Here is a 17,030-nt window from a genome sequence, read left to right on the forward strand (position 1 = left end):
CCTGGATGCTAGGTAGCACTCCGGGGCCGGACAAAGACATCGGATCGATCCCCAAGAGACCATCGCAGGTCAGCGCCGCGATGAGCGGTGAAACTTTCAACCGGCCAGGCACGCCTCGAACACGGCGGTCAGCCGGTCCACGTCGGCCGGGGTGGGCTCCTCGGGGCCGACGCGGCGGCGCATCGCCCCGATGCCCAGCACGACCGACACCGCCATGCGGGCGCGCGCGTGCGCGTCGGGGCCGGAGAGCGTGGCCTCCAGCGGGCTGAGCACCGCCGTGATCAGGCGCTCCCTGGCGGCCGTCCGGACCTCCGGATGGTAGGCGGAACGTTCGAGCGTGCGCAGGATCGGGCTCTCCGGCGGCTGCCGCATCCGCTGGGCCGCGTACTCGGCCAGCCGGCGGGGCAGCTCCTCCGGACGGCCCGTGAACAGCTCGCCGAACGTCGGCTCCCCCTGAAGGACGGCGGCGAACAGGCCGGCCTTCGACCCGAAGTAGCGGCCCACCAGCGCGATGTTGGCCTCGGCCGCCGCCGCGATCATGCGGACGGTCACCTGCTCGTAGCCCTGCTCGCCGAACAGGCTGCGAGCCGCCTGCAGGATGCGCTCCCGGGTGGCCTCGCGGTCGCGCGGCCTGGCCTCAGTCACCTCGGGGTTCATGCCCGCACTCTACTGAACGCAACCCCACTTGCCGCGCGGCTAGTAAACATGCGTATACTCAAGTCGGATAAAACTGTAAGAAGGGGATGTTGTGTCTTGGTAGCCCAGGCGCAGACCGCGTCCCTCACGAAGCAGCGCACCTACACGCACCGCGAAATCCTCGAGGTCATGTCCGGGCTCATGCTCGCGATGCTCACGTCGATGATCTCGACTTCCGTGGTGGGCACCGCGCTGCCGACGATCGTGGGGGAGCTAGGCGGTCAGGACCAGTACTCATGGGTCGCGAGCGCGACCATGCTGACGATGACGGTCTCCACACCGCTGTGGGGCAAGCTGTCCGACCTGTTCGGACGCAAGCTGCTCTTCCAGAGCGCACTGGGGTTGTTCGTCGCGGCGTCGCTCGTGGCGGGCCTGTCGCAGGACATGGGGCAGCTCATCGCGGCACGTGCCGTACAGGGCCTGGGTGTTGGCGGGCTGTCGGCCCTGTCCCAGGTGATCCTGGGGGACATCGTCTCCCCCCGCGAGCGTGGCCGCTACTCCGGCTACATGGGAGCCGTCTTCGGGATCTCCACGGTCGCGGGGCCGTTGCTGGGCGGGTTCATCGTGGACGCCGACTGGCTGGGCTGGCGCTGGTGCTTCTACGTGGTGGTGCCGTTCGCGCTGGTGTCCTTCTTCGTGATCCAGAAGGTGCTGAAGCTGCCGAGGGTCAAGCGCAGCACCTCGATCGACATCTGGGGCGCCACGACGATCACGGCCAGCGCGAGCGCGCTGATGCTGCTGCTGACGCTGGGCGGCAACGAGTTCGAGTGGAACTCCGGCTGGACGTACTTCCTGGGTGCGGTCGCCCTGCTCATGCTGGCCCTGGCGGTGCTGTCGGAGCGGACCGCACGCAACCCGATCCTGCCGCCGCGCCTGTTCCGCAACCCGACGTTCGTGCTGACCAGCCTCGCCTCGCTGTTCGTCGGCATGGCGATGTTCGGCGCGATGATCTACCTGCCGCAGTACCTGCAGATCGTCAAGGGGCTCAGCCCGACCAACTCCGGCCTGATGACGCTGCCCATGGTGGTGGCGCTGTTCCTGGCCGGCGTGATCTCCGGGAAGATCGTCACCCAGACGGGCAAGTGGAAGATCTTCCCGGTCGCGGGCCTGCTCATCGTGGCCATCGGGCTGTTCCTGCTGTCCCGGCTGCACGTGGACTCCAGCGAGTGGCTGATCGGGTTCGACGTGGCGGTGCTGGGCGTCGGGCTCGGCCTGTCCATGCAGATGCTCATCCTGGCCGCGCAGAACGGCTCCGAGCCGCAGGACATGGCCTCGACCACCTCGGGTGTGTCCTTCTTCAGGTCGCTGGGCGGCGCGGTGGGCGTGGCCGCGTTCGGCGCCATCCTGACGAGCCGGCTCAAGGACGAGATCGCCGAGATGGTCAAGGCGGCGGGCATCAAGCTGCCCGGCGGCTCGGACGTCAAGCTCGGCAGCCCCGACGCCATCCAGCACCTGCCTGGCCCGATCAAGAACATCGTGCTGGAGGCGTTCACCCGCGGCCTGGAGACCGTGTTCCTGGTCGGCGTGCCCATCGCGCTGCTCGGCTTCCTGGCCACGCTCTTCCTCAAGGAGCTGCCGCTGCGCGGGTCGGGCGGGCCCGCGGCCCCCGAGGCCAAGCCGCTCGGCAAGGACGACCTGGTCCTGGCCGGGCTCCTGCTGGAGCTCATCGCCCAGCGCGTCGAGCGGGTGAACGGTGAACCCTCCGCGCTCCTCACCGCCGTCGCCAGGATGGCGCCGCCTGACGACCGCTCGGAGCGCGAGCGGGCGAGATCGGTCGTGCAGGACGTGCTGCGGCCCACCTCGCGCGCTCTGATCGCGCAGGCCACGCCCCCACAGAAAGACCTCGTAACAGGAGGAATCTCGCAATGATTCGCAAGTTCGTGGGCGCCGTCGCGGCGGCCCTGGCCGTGCTAGCCGGGCTGTGGCTGATGATCGCCCCCTTCGCCCTCGGCACCCAGCCCGAGGGCGCCGACTGGACGAACGCCACCCAGTCCGAGTTCTTCGCCGGTCTCGGGGTGGCCGTCGTGGGTCTCGTGGGCGCGATCGCCTTCGTGCTGGCCATCCACGAGGAGCTCGTCGTCCGCGGCCTGGTCGTGCCCAAGCCGCGCAGGCCCGAGCCGGAGCCCGAGCCCGTGCCGGTGGCCGCCGCGCCGCAGGCGTCGTCCGCCGAGCTGGCCAGCCTGCTCGCGCCGCTGGTCGAGGCGCTGCGCGAGGACCTGAACCACAACCCCCGCACTGGCGAGCACCGCCAGAACGGCAAGCCTTCCCTGGTCGGAGTGGAGAAGAACCGATGAAGGCCAAGCTGGGCGTGGCCGCCCTGATCGTGCTGTTCCTGGCCGGCCTGTGGCTGGTCGCGGCCCCGTTCGCGGTCGGCTACCAGCCGCGTGGCGCCGAGTACCTGGACGCGACGGTCAACGACCTGTGGCTCGGCGGCGGGATCGCCGCGCTCTCGTTCGTCGCCCTCGTGGTCTACGCGGCCGACGCCCTGCGCGACCTGGCCCGCCGCGGCAAGCACGCCGACTCCTGACGCGAGTCATGCCGTGTCCGGCAATGGCATCGACCCGCAGTGGGAGCCCGTGGCGGGCCGGCTCCCCGCAGGTCAGTTCGAGATCGGCAAGGACGGCGCCGGCCTGCTCGTCGTCGGCTTCGACGGGTCGGGCCCGAGCCGCAACGCGCTGGCGTACGCGGCCGGGCTCGCCCGGCGGGACGACGCCACGCTGCTCATCGCGTTCGTGGAGTCGCTGAACACCGCCTCGCTCTGGTTCTTCGCCGGGTCGCCGATCATCCCCGACTCGGGCGCCGACCTGGCGGAGGAGCTGCGTGACGAGCTGCGCGGCGCCGGGGTGCGCTGGCGGTTCGTCAGCCTGCGCGGCGACCCGGCCAGGGCGCTGGAGTCGCTGGCCAGCACGCACATGGCCGACGGCATCGTCGTGGGCCGCTCCCGCTCGCCCTGGCGTGGTTCGGTGGCGGCCCATCTGGCGAAACGGGCACACCGTACGGTGCTGGTCGTGCCCTGACCCTGCGACTCGGCGCCGATAGCCCGCTGACCTGGCCAGACGTCGCATATGGTGGCCAGATGAGACGTGCTGCCGCCTTGGCGCTCGTGGTGCTCGGGACCGTTTCGTGCGGCGCGGGCCAGCCGGCCTCCGTGCCCGCGCCCGCGACCTCGGCTCCCGCGCAGGAAGCGCCGGAATCACCCACGCCCGCACCCGCGACGCCCACCTCCACGGGGCCGCCCGCGTTCAGCTCGAAGGTCTCGCGGGTCTCCCGCGAGCAACTGCCCTACTCCTGGCGACCCGGCTGCCCGGTGCACTACCGGGACCTGCGGCTGGTGACGCTGTCGTACTGGGGCTTCGACAACAAGCCGCACACCGGCGAGCTGGTGGTGCGCAGGACGGTCACCGACGACATCGAGACGGTCTTCAAGAAGCTGTACGACTGGCGCTGGCCCATCGAGCAGATGAAGCTGGTGGACGCCTTCAAGGCGGACGACTTCGACTCGATCGACGCCAACAACACCTCGGCCTTCAACTGCCGGCGTGCGACCGGGTCGAGCAACTGGTCAAATCACGCATACGGGGAAGCAATAGACATCAATCCCCAGCAGAACCCATATGTCACCGCAAGCGGCACCACAGCACACCAAAATGCCAAGAAGTTCACCGAGCGCCCAATTAAGGGTAAAGGTGTGATTAATCCGGGCGACAAGGTCGTCAGGGCCTTCGCCCAGGTGGGCTGGGAGTGGGGCGGCTACTGGTCGGGGGCCAAGGACTACCAGCATTTCTCCAAGGGCGGAGGCTGAGAGAATTGCCGCATGACGGCTAGGGACGGCGACGGCTGGACGGAGTGCGCCCAAGGCCACAGGCACTGGGGCGTGCACGGAGCCTCGGGGCTGCTCGTCGTTCACCACGACGACGCCGGGGTGCCGTACGTGCTCATGCAGAAGCGCTCCTGGTGGAGCCACCACGGCAACACCTGGGGGCTGCCCGGCGGGGCCCGCGACAGCCACGAGGACGCGGTCGCCAGCGCGCTGCGCGAGGCCCGCGAGGAGGCGGCGCTGGCCGGTGACGGCCTGCGGGTGCAGGGCGTCTACCTCGACGACCACGGCGGGTGGGCGTTCGAGACGGTGATCGCCGAATCGGCCGAGCTGCTGGCCGCCGCGCCCGCCAACCGCGAGAGCACCGAGCTGCGCTGGCTGGCGCTGCCCGAGATCACCGAGCGGAGGCTGCATCCCGGGTTCGCCGCGACGTGGAGCGACATCCAGGAGGCGATCAGGCCGGAGACGATCGTGCTGGACGTGGCCAACATCATCGGCGCCCGAGCCGAACGCGGCTGGTGGAACGACCGGCTGGGGGCGGCGACCAGGCTGCTGCGCGAGGTCTCGGTGCTGCGGCTGGCCCATCCCGTGCTGGCGCAGTGGTATCCGAGGATGGTGGCGGTCGTGGAGGGCGCCGCGCGCAGCGCGCCGGCCGTGGAGGGCATCCAGGTGGTCGCGGCCACGGGCAGCGGCGACGACGCCATCGTGGACGTCGTACGCCAGGCCAAGCCGTGGGAGCGCGTGCTCGTGGTCACGGCCGACCGTGGCCTCAAGGAACGGGTGGGCAGCCTGGGCGCCGAGACCGTGGGCCCGAAGTGGCTGCTGTCGCAGCTCGGGGTCTAGAGCGGCCTAGAGCTCCGCGTGGACGACGCGGTCGAAGGCGGCCTTGAGCCCCGTCACGTCGAGCACGCGCCGCAGCACCCCGTGGACGCCCACGATGCCTAAGGAGCCGGCGTGCGCGGAGACCCTGCGCTGGTGCTCCACCAGCACCCACAGGCCACTGGAGTCACAGAAGTCCAGCTCCGCGGCGTCGATCACGATCTGCACGCGGCCCTCGGTGAACAACTGCACCAGCGCGTCCTTCAGCAGTGGCGCCGTGAGCTTGTCGAGATCACCGGTAAGGCACACGAGCGCCTCACAGTCGCCGCGCTGCACCTCGACGTTGAGATCCGCCACCTCCTGAACGTACACCCCTGTCACCACAGCCGCTATCGTGGTTTCCGCACAGGAGGGTTCGCATAGTGGACGAGTGCAGCCGCCTTGAAAGCGGCCAGGTCAGCGATGGCCTCGTGGGTTCGAATCCCACACCCTCCGCCAGTTCCTGACGTGCCGTGAGGCACGCTGAGCCGTTCCCGGTCAAGCCAGAAGTGTGTGGCCGCCCCGCTAGTGTCACACTGCGTAGTCACGTCGCTACCGTCCGTGTCGAAGGGTTGTGGATCTCAACCCCCGTACTGGAGGTACCTCGTGCGACGTATCACCCGTAAGATCGGCGCTCCCCTGGCCGCCGCCCTCGCCGTCCTGTCAGCGGCCCCGCCCGCCACGGCGGCCCCGGCGGCGTACTTCGTGATGACCGACATCACCCGGGAGCAGTTCGTCGTCCAGCTCACCGATCCCGCCAAGATCCAGCATGCGCGCGACCTGGTCAACGGCGTGACGAACGAGCGGCCCCACGTCGTCGGCCGGATCGCGAAGCAGTCCGCCCCGTACAACGCCCGCTGGAGCTACCACTTCCGGCCCGAGACCGTCGACTTCTTCGACGTGGCGATCGAGGTGTGCGACGCCACGATCCCCTACGTCGAGGACCACCTGGACGAGGCGGGCGGCGCCTTCCTGCCCGGGCTGGTCTACTGCCCGTGGACCTCCAGGCTGGTCAGGGAGCTGCCCGCGCCGTAACCACGACGTGCCGCGCACTGCCGGTGACCGCACCGGCAGTGCGCCCGGGGTCAGTCCCGCAGCCCCGCGAAGCCGTCGCCCACGCAGGCGGCAAGCTGCAGGTACGCCTCCCTCGTCGGCTCCTGGAGCCGGTCAAGGTCGATCTCCGCGCCCTCCTCCAGATGCGGGTCGTACGGCACCCTGATCACCGCACGGCACCTGGCGGCGAAGTGGGCCTCCAGCTTCTTGATGTCCACCGCCGACTTCGACCGGGGCCTGACGCTGCACAGCACCACGGTCGCGTTCTTGACCAGGTCGGCGTAGTGGTGCGCCTCCAGCCAGTCGAGCGTCGCGGAGGCCGCCCTGGCGCCGTCCACCGACGGGGAGCTGACCAGCACGATCTGGTCGGCCAGCCCGAGCACGCCGCCCATGGCGGAGTGCAGCAGGCCGGTGCCGCAGTCGGTGATGCAGATCGAGTAGAAGTTCTCCAGCACCTGGGAGACGGCCTGGTAGTCGGAACCGCTGAACGCCTCGGAGACCGACGGGTCGCGGTCGGAGGCCAGCACCTCCAGCCGGGATGGCGCCTGCGAGGTGAACGCCCTGATGTCGACGTACCGCTTGACCTGGTCCCGCTCGTTGAGCAGGTCGCGGACGGTGGCCGAGGTCTCCAGGACGAGCTTGTCGGACAGCGTGCCCCTGTCGGGGTTGGCGTCCACCGCGATGACGCGGTCGCCGCGCATCTGGGCCAGGGTGGCGCCGAGGCCGACCGTGGTCGTGGTCTTGCCCACGCCACCCTTCAGGCTGAGTACGGCCACGCGGTGGTGGCCGGCCGTGACCGGGGTGCGGGCCCTGGTGACGAGCTCGCGGCGGCGGCGCACCTCCGGCGACTCGCCCGGCTTGATCCAGCCGCCGGACGCCCGGTAGACCAGGCGGCGCCAGCCCTTGGAGGGGGCGTTACGCCGTCCGCGTAGCAGGGACTCCGGGTCGAGGCTCTCGGCGGTGGGGCGGCCGGTGATCGGCGGCCTGGGTGAGGCGGTGAACACCGGGGTGGGGGCGGGGCGGCGGCGTGGGGGCGGCGGGATCTCGCGCTCGGCGGGGCGCCACTCGTGCTGCTCGGTCCACTGCGGCCGCTGGTCCTGCTGCTTGCGGTGCTCCGGCTGGTGCGCGCGCTCGGCAGGCTGATCGCCCCACCCGGAGCGGTCGGCGGGCTCGTCGCTCCAGCCGGGGCGATCCGCCGGGCGCTCGTTCCGGTCGGTCTGGTCCGAGCGCTGCTCGCTCCAGTGGGAACGGTCCTGCTGCTCCGACCACGTGAGGCGCTGCTCCTGGGCGCGGGCCTCGGGATCGCTCCACTGCGGGAGGTCGCTGCGCGGCCGGGTCTGTGACGACTCGGCCCCTTGCGAGAAGTCGGCGCGCGGCAGCGTCCGCGACGGCTCCGCCTCGGCGGCCTGCTCCTCCCAGGACGGCCGCTCGTTCTCCTCCCAGGACGGCCGCTCGTTGCGCGGCTGGGTGTCGGCCCAGGCGCCCTTCTCGCCGACCGCGGGAAGCTCCTCCTCCGCGCGGGCGGCCTCCTCCACGTGGGCAGGCTCCTCCGCGCGCGAGGACTCCCCGGCGGGAGCGGCCTCCTCGGCGGCCGGTCGCGGCCAGTCAGGCGGCGTCACCCACGCCGTCTCCTCCCCCGAAGGCGGCCACGTCGTCTCCTCGGCCCGCTCGGGCTGAGGGGCGGCCTGCTCGGGCGAGGCATCGGCCGGAGTGCCGGTCTGAGTGTCACTCGGAGTGCCGGCCGGGGTTTCGGTCCGGTTCCCGAGCTGGTTTCCGGTCTGGCTCCCGGGCTGGGTTCCGGGCGGGGTGAACGACAGGGACGGGTAGGCGTCGGTGTCGTCGGGGCGCGGCAGCGGCTTCAGCGGCGCGTGGAAGGGATCGTCGGCGGGCGCCGCGGGCTCCACCTTGACGGTGGCCTCCCCGAGCCACTCCCCGGCCTCGCTCTCCCGCTCGGGAACCTCCTCGGCCGCCTCGGCGCCGTACACGGAGTCCACGGCCGCGCGGAACAGCGGCGGCGTCGGGGTGTCGTGGTGCTGGGGCACCAGCGACCACGGGTCCTTGGGGTACGGCGAAGCGACCGGCTCGTCGGCGGGAGCGGCGGAGGCGCCGACAGGGACAGGCGACTCCTCCGTCTCCTTGATCGCGTCCAGCCAGGCCAGCTGTTCCTCGAGAGATTCCTCTCGATCGTGTCTTGCCACCGTGTTCCCCCTCGGGTGGGTCTAAAGGGGCAGCAAATACCTTGCAGGTTAACGCCATGGGGTCCCGCGCAGCCCGGCAACCCACAACTTCTTTGCCCGGCTACCGTGGTTCGCATGCGAGCCATTGAGATCGCCACACCGGGCGGACCAGAGGTGCTGGAGTGGCGCGAGGTGCCGGAGCCACGTGTCGAGCGCGGAGACGTGCTCGTCGACGTGACCGCCTCGGCGGTGAACCGAGCCGACGTCCTGCAACGGCAGGGATTCTACGACCCGCCTCCCGGCTCGCCGCCGTACCCGGGGCTGGAGGTCTCCGGGGTGGTGGCCGAGGTCGGGGCGGACGTGGAGCAGTTCAAGCCGGGGGACGAGGTGTGCGCGCTGCTCGGTGGCGGCGGTTACGCCGAGCGCGTAGCCGTACCGTGGCAGCAGGTCATGCCGGTGCCTGAGAAGGTGTCGCTGCGCGAGGCCGCCGGGCTGCCCGAGGCGGCGTGCACGGTCTGGTCCAACGTGTTCATGGTCGGCCGGCTGCGCAGGGGCGAGACGCTGCTGGTGCACGGCGGGGCCAGCGGCATCGGCACGTTCGCGGTGCAGCTCGCCAAGGCGCTCGGCTCGCACGTCGTCACCACCGTCGGCTCGGCGGACAAGGGCGAGCGCGTCAGGGAGCTCGGCGCGGACGAGGTCATCAACTACCGCGAGGAGGACTTCGCCGACAAGGTTCGCGCCGACGTCATCCTCGACATCATGGGCGCGAAGTACCTCGCGGGCAACGTCCGGGCGCTGCGCACCGGCGGGCGGCTGGTGATCATCGGGCTGCAGGGCGGGCGCAAGGGCGAGATCGACCTCGGCGCCATGCTGTCCAAGCGCCTGTCGGTGCACGCCACGACGCTGCGCGCCCGTCCCGTCGACGACAAGGGCGTCATCGTACGGAGCGTGGTCGACAACGTATGGCCCCTGGTCGGAGCGGGTGCGGTCCGCCCCGTCGTGTACGCGGAGGTCCCCATGTCCGAGGCCGCGGAAGCTCACCGAATGTTGGATTCGGGGGAGCACGTCGGCAAGATCCTGCTAGTACGGTGAGTGTTATGAATGCTGAGGACAACAACACCCCCCACATCGTGGTGGTGGGCCCCGACTTCCAAGGTCAGGGCGATAACGGCGAAGATGATCGATCGGTCACCAACCTGGTCGAGCAGCCCGCCAAGGTGATGCGCATCGGCAGCATGATCCGCCAGCTTCTCGAGGAGGTCCGCGCGGCCCCTCTCGACGAGGCCAGCCGCAAGCGGCTGAAGGAGATCCACGAGTCCTCCATCAAGGAGCTGGAGGACGGGCTGGCGCCGGAGCTGGTCGACGAGCTGGAGCGGCTCTCGCTCCCGTTCACCGACGACAACGGCACGCCGCCCAGCGAGGCGGAGCTGCGCATCGCGCACGCCCAGCTCGTGGGTTGGCTCGAAGGGTTGTTCCACGGCATCCAGACCACGCTGTTCGCGCAGCAGATGGCCGCTCGGGCCCAGCTCGAGCAGATGCGCAGGGCGCTGCCCGGCGTGCCTGGTGTGCCCGGTGACGAGGGCCAGCGCCCGCACGGCGGCACGGGGCCCTACCTGTAGAGCTCCTCGATCACCCGCGCGACACCGTCGTCGTCGTTGGTCGCGGTCACGTGATCGACCGCAGCCAGCACGTCGGGGTGTGCGTTGGCGACCGCGTACGACGTACCTGCCCAGCTCAGCATGGGCAGGTCGTTCGGCATGTCACCGAAGGCGACCGTCTGCGTGTCCTTGATGCCGTGCTCGGCGGCGAACGCCGCCAGCGCGCTCGCCTTCGTCACGCCCTGGGCGCTCATCTCGATCAGGCCTCTCCGGCTGGAGTGGGTGGCCGTCACCAGGTGCCCCACCAGCTCGTGCACGATGGCCTGCAGCTCGTCCGCGCCCATGCCGGGGTGCAGGGCCAGCAGCTTGGCGCACGGCTTGGCGGTCACCGAGTCGATCTCCACCGCGCCGAGGCGGCGGTCCAGGCCACCCAGCCGGAAATCGGACTCATGCGCAAAACCGGCTTCATACTCGACCGAAAATACGAGTTCGGACACGTTCGCTCTTAGCTGAGCGACGACTTCCTCGAGTACCTCCACGGTGATGAGGTGAGATTCCACTATCCGTTCGGTATGGAGATCGTAGATCAGGGCCCCGTTCGCGCAGATGGCCAGGCCACGGTGGCGCACCGCGGCGGCCACCCCGCCCATCCACCGGGGCGGACGCCCCGTCACGAAGGCCAGCACAGCCCCGGATTCCTCGACCTTGCCGAAGGCGGCGACCGTGCGGGGAGACACGGTTCCGTCGGTACGCAGCGCGGTTCCGTCGAGGTCGGTGGCCACTAGACGCGGTGCGGGAAGACTCTGCATAACAGGTTCCAGTTTGCCCGGTGATGCCGCCTGACAGAAATCTTCCTGAGGACGGGAACACCAACGCTCCAGAATGGTGTTAGATGTGATGGCGTTGTATTAGCTGATCCCGTAGTGAAAACCAGCATGACTTTGTCTGAGCCACCCCGGGTGCTTGCTGTACGACACACCGGGACCCACGAGGTGTGGGTCCCATAGATTCACATCCTGAGGGAGAGCTTTTATGGCTCAGGGAACCGTCAAGTGGTTCAACGCCGAGAAGGGCTTCGGCTTCATCGCCCCGGACGGCGGTGCGCCGGACGTGTTCGTTCACTTCTCCGAGATCGTCGGCAACGGCTACCGCAGCCTTGAAGACGGCCAGCGGGTCGAGTTCGAGATCACGCAGGGCCAGAAGGGGCCGCAGGCCTCTCAGGTCCGGGCCCTCTAACCTGTAGCAGCGAGATAGACCGGGGTTCGCTCCCAGCGGGCCTCGGTCTTTTGCTGTCCGGGGGCCGGCCATAACGGTCACCCGGTATCCGGGCCGCGGGCGGGCCCGAAGGTGAGAAAGATCACGGATCCGGTGTCGGATCGGTCACGGCTGTGACTCGACTCACACAACCCTTGAACCGTCCGCCTCGCCACGCCATCGACCTGAGTATGAGGTACGCGTGGTTGTGTCACCCCGTGACCGTTGCCGGGGTACTCGTGCTTTTGGTCAACGACCACCTGCTCAAGCAGGCCTGGCCCGGCTTCGTCACGGGCAAGCTCAGCGACGTCGCCGGGCTCGTCGCGGCGCCCGCGCTGCTGGCGTTGCTCTTCTGGCGTCGGGCCGACCTGGTGGCCACGGTGCTCACCGGCGCCCTCTTCGCGGCCGTCAAAACCACGGAGACGGGCGCGGAGCTCGCTTCCCAGGCTTGGACCCTCGTGGCCGGCCCTTCGCGCGTCCTGGCCGATCCTACGGATCTGCTCGCGCTGCCCGCCCTTGCCCTGGCGTGGTGGGTACGCCGGCGCACCCTCCACCATCCCGCCTCGGCCCGGTGGCGGATCATCGTCACGATGCCCCTGGCCGTGCTCGCCGTCACCGCCACCGGCGCCGCGGCCCCGCCGCTCTCCGCCGAGGCCGTCGAGGTGGACGGGAGCAGGATCCACGTCCACACGAACCTCGGCAGCGGGATGACCTCCGCTGACGGCGGCCGCACGTGGACGGACACCACCGACGACGAGGACGCGAGGGGGCAGAGCGCCCAGTGCGTGCCCCACCAGGCCACCAGGTGCTACCAGGTGCTCAAGGACCGGCTGGGCGTCGAGCAGTCGGACGACAGCGGCAACACCTGGCGCACCGTGTGGGCCCCGTCCGGTGACGAGTTGGAGCGCCTGACCAGGCAGCACGACGACGCGTCCGCACTGCGTTCCCTGTCGCTGGCCGTGCAGCCGCAGGAGGGCGGGCACATCGTCGTCGTGGCGAACGGCGTGGACGGCATCACGGTCCGCGACACCTCGGACACGTGGCGGCGCGTGGGGTGGCCGGGGGCCGAACCGGCGGAGGTCGACCTCGGCTCCGAGCGGAGCGTGGCGCTCTTCCTGGCGGCCTGCATGGTGTTCGGCGCGGCGGGGGCGGGGCTGCGGCAGTTCACCGTGCTCTACACGGGCTTCGCGATGGCCGCCTGCCTCGGCCTGCTGCTCCTGTTCAGCGCCGACTCCGTGTTCGGCTTGATGTCCTTCCTGGAACCGCCGTTCTCGCTCTTCGGCCTGCTCGCGGGCCTGTCCTGCGGAGTGGTGTGCCTCGTGCTGGCCATCGTGGGCCGGGCGCGCCCGCTCCCGGCGGCCGTCGGGGTGCTGGCCGCGCCGCTCGTCTACCTGGGCGCCTACCTGCCGTTCGAGGGGTGGTCGCGGGGCGCGCCAGGCTCGTACGGGGTCGCGGTGGCGGTCGCCGTACTGGCGACCGGGCTGGTGGTGCTGGCGAGCGCCGCCGTCATCAGGAACGACGCCCGCCGCGCGAGCAGCTACTTCGCCGGCTCCAGCACGTCGAGCCCCACGTAGGGACGCAACGCCTGGGGGACCACCACGGAGCCGTCGGCCTGCTGGTGGTTCTCCAGGATCGCCACGATCCAGCGGGTCGTGGCGAGCGTGCCGTTGAGCGTGGCCAGGTGCTGGGGCTTGCCGTCCTTGTCGCGGTAGCGGACGGCGAGCCTGCGGGCCTGGAACTCGGTGCAGTTGGACGTCGAGGTCAGCTCGCGGTAACGGCCCTGGGTGGGGATCCACGCCTCGCAGTCGAACTTGCGGGCCGCCGACATGCCGAGGTCGCCCGCCGCCGTGTCGATGATCCGGTACGGCACCTCGATCTTGGCCAGCATCTCCTTCTCCCAGGCCAGCAGCCGCTGGTGCTCCTCCTGGGCGTCCTCGGGGCGCACGTACGAGAACATCTCGACCTTGTCGAACTGGTGCACCCGGATGATGCCCCTGGTGTCCTTGCCGTACGAGCCCGCCTCGCGGCGGAAGCACGACGACCAGCCCGCGTAACGCAGCGGCAGCTCGTCGGCGTTGAGGATCTCCTGGGCGTGGTAGCCGGCCAGCGACACCTCGGAGGTGCCGACGAGGTAGAGGTCGTCCTCGGGGAGGCGGTAGATCTCCTTGTCGTGGGACACGTGGAAGCCGGTGCCCTGCATGGTCTCCGGCTTGACGAGCACCGGCGTGATCATCGGCGTGAACCCGGCCTCGATCGCCTGCTGCATGGCCATGTTGAGCAGGCCGAGCTGCAGCCGCGCGCCGACGCCCTTGAGGAAGAAGAAGCGCGAGCCCGAGACCTTGGCGCCCCGCTCCATGTCGATGGCGCCAAGGGCCTCGCCCAGCTCCAGGTGGTCCTTCGGCTCGAAGTCGAACGCGCGGGGCTCGCCGTACGTCTCGAGCACGACGTAGTCGTCCTCGCCGCCGTGCGGGGCCGCCTCCTCGACGATGTTCGGCACCGTCTGGAGCAGGTCGTCCAGCTCCGCGCCCAGCTTCTCGGCCTCGGACTCGGCGGTCTTGACCTGGCCCGCGAGGTCCTTGGCCCGCTGGAGCAGCGCGGCCTTCTCCTCGCCCTGCGCCTTGGAGACCGACTTGCCCATGCTCTTCTGCTCGGCGCGCAGAGACTCGAACGAGGTCAGCGCGGATCGGCGGCGCTCGTCGAGGTCGAGCAGCGTGTCGACGACCGAGTCGTCCTCACCGCGGGCACGCTGCGACGCCCGTAGCCGGTCGGGGTCCTCACGAAGGGTACGCAGGTCAATCACAAGGAAAGGCTACCGGCGCGGAGAGGCGTCCCGCCCCTGCTTTCCGTACGGCCGGTCCTGTGCCTTCCGTACGGACCCGTGCCTTCCCGTACGGCTCAGACCTGTCCCGACCGGATCCTCGCCAGCCAGTCGCCCGCCTCCGCGAACTCCGGGTCGGACGTGCCGCGCTTGATCTGCGGCACCATGCCGTCGGCCCGCGGATAACTCCCGAGGAAGCGCACCTCGCCGCAGATCCGGTGCAGCCCGGCGATGGCCTCGCCCACCCGGGCGTCGGCGACGTGCCCCTCGAAGTCGAAGTGGAAGAAGTAACGCCCGATCCCGTCACCGGTCGGCCGCGACTCGATGCGCGTCAGGTTGACCCCGCGTACGGAGAACTCGGTCAGCATCTCCAGCAGCGCGCCCGGGTGGTCGTCGGCCAGGAAGACCACCAGCGTGGTGCGGTCGGAGCCGGTCGCCTCGGGCAGCGGCCCCGGGCGGCTCACCTTGACGAACCTGGTCACGGTGTCGGACCTGTCACCGATGTCGGTGACCAGCTCCACCAGCCCGTAGTGCTCACCGGCGATGCGCGCGGCGATGGCGGCGTCGTACGGCGAGCCGGGCAGCGACACCTCCTGCGCGGCGGCGGCCGTCGAGGGGGCGGCCACCACGACGGCGTCGGGCAGCTCGCGCGAGATGAAGGCGCGGCACTGGGTGATGGCGGCCGGATGCGTGTAGACCCGCTTGATGTGCGGGATCTCGGTGTCCGGCCTGGCCAGCAGCGAGAACTGCACCGGCAGCAGCAGCTCGGCGTTGATCAGCAACGGCTCGCCCCAGGCGAACTCGTCGAGCGTCGTGGTGATCGCACCCTCGATGGAGTTCTCCAGCGGCACCACAGCGCCGTCGGCGTCGCCGGAGCGTGCGGCGTTGAGCGCGGCGCTGACGGTCGCGCAGGGCAGCCGCTCGGCGGTGGGGTCGAGAAGCCGCAGGGCCTCTTCGGTGAAGGTCCCTTCCGGTCCGAGATAGGCGAGTCTGGGCATGCTTACAGGCTATCCGCAGGTGGACAGCGCCCGCGGCCGTTTCACCCGGCGGCCGAACCTGCCGGCTCACAGCAGCTCGGAGGCCCGGCAGGTGACCACCGGCCCGTGCCCGAGCCTGGCGGCCCTGACCGCCTCTTCCTCCTCCGGCGACAGCGGCTGCTGCCCCTTCCCGCCCACCACGGTACGCACGTAGGTCCGGGTCTCGCTGCGCCCGTTGATCGAGGTCAGCACGATCCCGTCGCCCAGCCCGTTGATCATCGCCACCGAGAACGACATCCTGCCGGTCATCTCCGACAGCGCGTCGTACTGGCACACGGCGACGTCCCTGACGGCCTTGAGGTCTCCCCGGCCCTCACTGATCTGCCGGGAGAGCAGGCGCTGGCAGTCCTCCACCGTGGCCTTGGCCTGGCGCAGCGCCAGATGGCCGATCAACACGCCACTGACCCCGGCGACGACGCCCACGATCACCCATGTGGTAACGAGCACGGCACAGAGGGTAATGGTTGCGTCAAGCGATCTGTCGGCGTTTCGGAAGCCAGGACACCAACAACCACACCAGGGCCACCGCGCCCAGCCCGAACCCGTTCTGGACGATCTTCCCGAGCACCAGGCTGACGCCGGGGATCTGGGCGGCTATCAGCGAGACGCCCCACCACGGGACCGGCACCACGTAGTACAGCCACACCCCCGCAGCCACCCGCAGCCTGACCGGGTCCCGCCCGTCGCCCACGATGGCCGCGATCACCACGACCACCCACGCCAGGTGGTGGATCCAGGCGACCGGCGACAGCAGCACCGCCATCAGCCCGACCAGCGCGACCGCGGTCAGCGAATCACCCGCCTGGTACGCGTCCCGCGCCCCCCGGAACCCGTGCCAGCCGACCACGGCCACGATCACCAGCCAGATCAGCGAGGTCAGCCACTCCTGCGGCAGGTACAACCGGATCAGCATGCCCCGGATCGACTGGTTGGTGGTGGCCGCGTTCGCGCCGAGCCGTTCGGGGTCGAGCAGCGCCGAGAACCAGAAGTCCACCGCGTCCTGCGGGATCACCGCGAACGGCAGCAACGTGAGCACCGCCGCCGCGAACGACGCCATGAAGAACGTCCGCCACTGCCGCGTGACCAGCAGGTAGATCAGGAAGACGCCGGGAGTCAGCTTGACCGCCGTGGCCAGCCCGATCAGGAACCCCCTCGGCCACCACGGCCGCTTCGCCACGCAGTCGGCCAGGCAGAGGGCGACCAGCAGGATGTCCACCTGCCCGAACCGCACCTGGTCCCTGATCGGCATCAGGTACGTGCACACCACCATGAGCAGCGCGAACAACCAGGGCGCGTACTTCCGAAGGTCCTGCCGCTCCAGGAGCCGACGGAAGGAGAACCCGACCGTCACCGCCAGCGCCACGAAGATCCCGGCCGTCCACACCCACTGCGCCGTCTCCCACGACATCCCCGCCAGCAGCACGGCCAGCATCGCGGCGATGGGCGGGTACGTGAACGGCAGCAGCTGCGGCGCGGGCGTGACGTAGTCGTACACCGGCCGGCCCTCAAGCAGCATCTGGCCGCCGGTACGGTAAACGTCCAGGTCAACGAGCCGCTGGTCGTCGGGGTTGGTCAGCCACGTGTGCACCAGGGGCGCCACGGCCGCCGCGACGACGAGCACCACGATCGCCCACGCCCACCACTGCCGCCGGATCACCCGCGCCTCGCCACTTGTCACGGTGTGGCACGTTACCGTGGCTGTTGTTGATCGAGGGGCAGACT

19 protein-coding genes and 1 tRNA gene are annotated in these 17,030 nt (G+C 70.1%); 12 read left to right on the forward strand and 8 right to left on the reverse strand.

Going from position 1 to position 17,030, the window contains the following annotated elements:
- Positions 1-96: 96 nt before the first annotated feature.
- Positions 97-657, reverse strand: a complete 561-nt coding sequence (locus HD593_RS57110; protein ID WP_185111181.1) for a TetR/AcrR family transcriptional regulator — start codon at positions 655-657, stop codon at positions 97-99.
- A gap of 48 nt (positions 658-705) precedes the next feature.
- Between HD593_RS57110 and HD593_RS57115 the strand changes: the two genes are divergently transcribed.
- The 6 genes from HD593_RS57115 to HD593_RS57140 are packed head-to-tail and all read left to right on the forward strand — an operon-like array spanning position 706 to position 5,356.
- On the forward strand, positions 706-2,565 hold the full coding sequence (locus HD593_RS57115; RefSeq protein WP_246547294.1) for an MDR family MFS transporter: 1,860 nt from the start codon (positions 706-708) through the stop codon (positions 2,563-2,565).
- Positions 2,562-2,990, forward strand: coding sequence for a hypothetical protein (locus tag HD593_RS57120; protein WP_185111183.1), 429 nt, complete (start codon positions 2,562-2,564; stop codon positions 2,988-2,990). The genes HD593_RS57115 and HD593_RS57120 overlap by 4 nt, the downstream gene beginning before the upstream one ends.
- Entirely contained in the window at positions 2,987-3,223 is a 237-nt protein-coding gene (locus HD593_RS57125; RefSeq protein ID WP_185111184.1) for a hypothetical protein, read from the forward strand. The genes HD593_RS57120 and HD593_RS57125 overlap by 4 nt, the downstream gene beginning before the upstream one ends.
- Positions 3,224-3,236: 13 nt before the next feature.
- Positions 3,237-3,713 carry a universal stress protein gene (locus tag HD593_RS57130; protein WP_185111185.1) on the forward strand — a complete coding sequence of 159 codons (477 nt, stop codon included), beginning with the start codon at positions 3,237-3,239 and terminating at the stop codon, positions 3,711-3,713.
- Positions 3,714-3,772: 59 nt separating this feature from the next.
- A complete protein-coding gene (locus HD593_RS57135) occupies positions 3,773-4,498 on the forward strand; it encodes a M15 family metallopeptidase (protein WP_185111186.1) in 726 nt (241 codons plus the stop codon).
- A gap of 12 nt (positions 4,499-4,510) precedes the next feature.
- Positions 4,511-5,356, forward strand: a complete 846-nt coding sequence (locus tag HD593_RS57140; RefSeq protein ID WP_185111187.1) for an NUDIX domain-containing protein — start codon at positions 4,511-4,513, stop codon at positions 5,354-5,356.
- Between the two features lie 6 nt (positions 5,357-5,362).
- Here the strand turns inward: HD593_RS57140 and HD593_RS57145 are convergent, their stop codons facing one another.
- The gene (locus HD593_RS57145) at positions 5,363-5,716 is read right to left on the reverse strand and encodes an STAS domain-containing protein (protein ID WP_185111188.1); all 354 of its coding nucleotides are present in this window, start codon (positions 5,714-5,716) and stop codon (positions 5,363-5,365) included.
- Between the two features lie 24 nt (positions 5,717-5,740).
- Between HD593_RS57145 and HD593_RS57150 the strand changes: the two genes are divergently transcribed.
- Positions 5,741-5,830, forward strand: a tRNA-Ser gene (locus HD593_RS57150).
- 147 nt (positions 5,831-5,977) lie between these two features.
- Positions 5,978-6,406, forward strand: coding sequence for a BP74-related protein (locus tag HD593_RS57155; protein WP_185111189.1), 429 nt, complete (start codon positions 5,978-5,980; stop codon positions 6,404-6,406).
- Positions 6,407-6,456: 50 nt separating this feature from the next.
- On the opposite strand, the gene HD593_RS64915 is transcribed toward HD593_RS57155, so the two are convergent.
- Positions 6,457-8,622 (reverse strand): nucleotide-binding protein, encoded by a 2,166-nt coding sequence (locus HD593_RS64915; RefSeq protein WP_312904402.1) that lies wholly within the window; start codon positions 8,620-8,622, stop codon positions 6,457-6,459.
- A 114-nt stretch (positions 8,623-8,736) separates the two neighbouring features.
- On the opposite strand from HD593_RS64915, the gene HD593_RS57165 reads away from it, so the two are divergent.
- Positions 8,737-9,693 (forward strand): NAD(P)H-quinone oxidoreductase, encoded by a 957-nt coding sequence (locus HD593_RS57165; protein ID WP_185111190.1) that lies wholly within the window; start codon positions 8,737-8,739, stop codon positions 9,691-9,693.
- Positions 9,694-9,698: 5 nt separating this feature from the next.
- On the forward strand, positions 9,699-10,220 hold the full coding sequence (locus HD593_RS57170) for a bacterial proteasome activator family protein (RefSeq protein ID WP_185111191.1): 522 nt from the start codon (positions 9,699-9,701) through the stop codon (positions 10,218-10,220).
- Here the strand turns inward: HD593_RS57170 and HD593_RS57175 are convergent.
- On the reverse strand, positions 10,211-10,981 hold the full coding sequence (locus HD593_RS57175; RefSeq protein ID WP_312904403.1) for an HAD family hydrolase: 771 nt from the start codon (positions 10,979-10,981) through the stop codon (positions 10,211-10,213). The genes HD593_RS57170 and HD593_RS57175 overlap by 10 nt on opposite strands.
- 250 nt (positions 10,982-11,231) lie before the next feature.
- Here HD593_RS57175 and HD593_RS57180 point away from each other — a divergent pair, with 250 nt between their 5' ends.
- Both HD593_RS57180 and HD593_RS57185 read left to right on the forward strand, forming a co-directional pair.
- Positions 11,232-11,435 carry a cold-shock protein gene (locus HD593_RS57180; RefSeq protein WP_080043977.1) on the forward strand — a complete coding sequence of 68 codons (204 nt, stop codon included), beginning with the start codon at positions 11,232-11,234 and terminating at the stop codon, positions 11,433-11,435.
- Between the two features lie 257 nt (positions 11,436-11,692).
- Positions 11,693-13,027 carry a hypothetical protein gene (locus HD593_RS57185; protein WP_185111193.1) on the forward strand — a complete coding sequence of 445 codons (1,335 nt, stop codon included), beginning with the start codon at positions 11,693-11,695 and terminating at the stop codon, positions 13,025-13,027.
- Here HD593_RS57185 and serS read toward each other — a convergent pair.
- The 4 genes from serS to HD593_RS57205 all read right to left on the reverse strand — a co-directional run bounded on the left by serS (position 12,991) and on the right by HD593_RS57205 (position 16,986).
- On the reverse strand, positions 12,991-14,253 hold the full coding sequence (gene serS, locus HD593_RS57190; RefSeq protein WP_185111194.1) for a serine--tRNA ligase: 1,263 nt from the start codon (positions 14,251-14,253) through the stop codon (positions 12,991-12,993). The two genes, HD593_RS57185 and serS, sit on opposite strands and share 37 nt — an antisense overlap.
- 95 nt (positions 14,254-14,348) lie before the next feature.
- Positions 14,349-15,269, reverse strand: coding sequence for a prephenate dehydratase (gene pheA / locus HD593_RS57195; protein ID WP_185111195.1), 921 nt, complete (start codon positions 15,267-15,269; stop codon positions 14,349-14,351).
- A gap of 66 nt (positions 15,270-15,335) precedes the next feature.
- Positions 15,336-15,755 (reverse strand): DUF4446 family protein, encoded by a 420-nt coding sequence (locus HD593_RS57200; RefSeq protein ID WP_312904404.1) that lies wholly within the window; start codon positions 15,753-15,755, stop codon positions 15,336-15,338.
- Positions 15,756-15,777: 22 nt separating this feature from the next.
- On the reverse strand, positions 15,778-16,986 hold the full coding sequence (locus HD593_RS57205; protein ID WP_185111196.1) for a glycosyltransferase 87 family protein: 1,209 nt from the start codon (positions 16,984-16,986) through the stop codon (positions 15,778-15,780).
- Positions 16,987-17,030 lie beyond the last annotated feature (44 nt).

It is taken from the genome of Nonomuraea rubra, assembly GCF_014207985.1.
GTDB lineage: Bacteria > Actinomycetota > Actinomycetes > Streptosporangiales > Streptosporangiaceae > Nonomuraea > Nonomuraea rubra.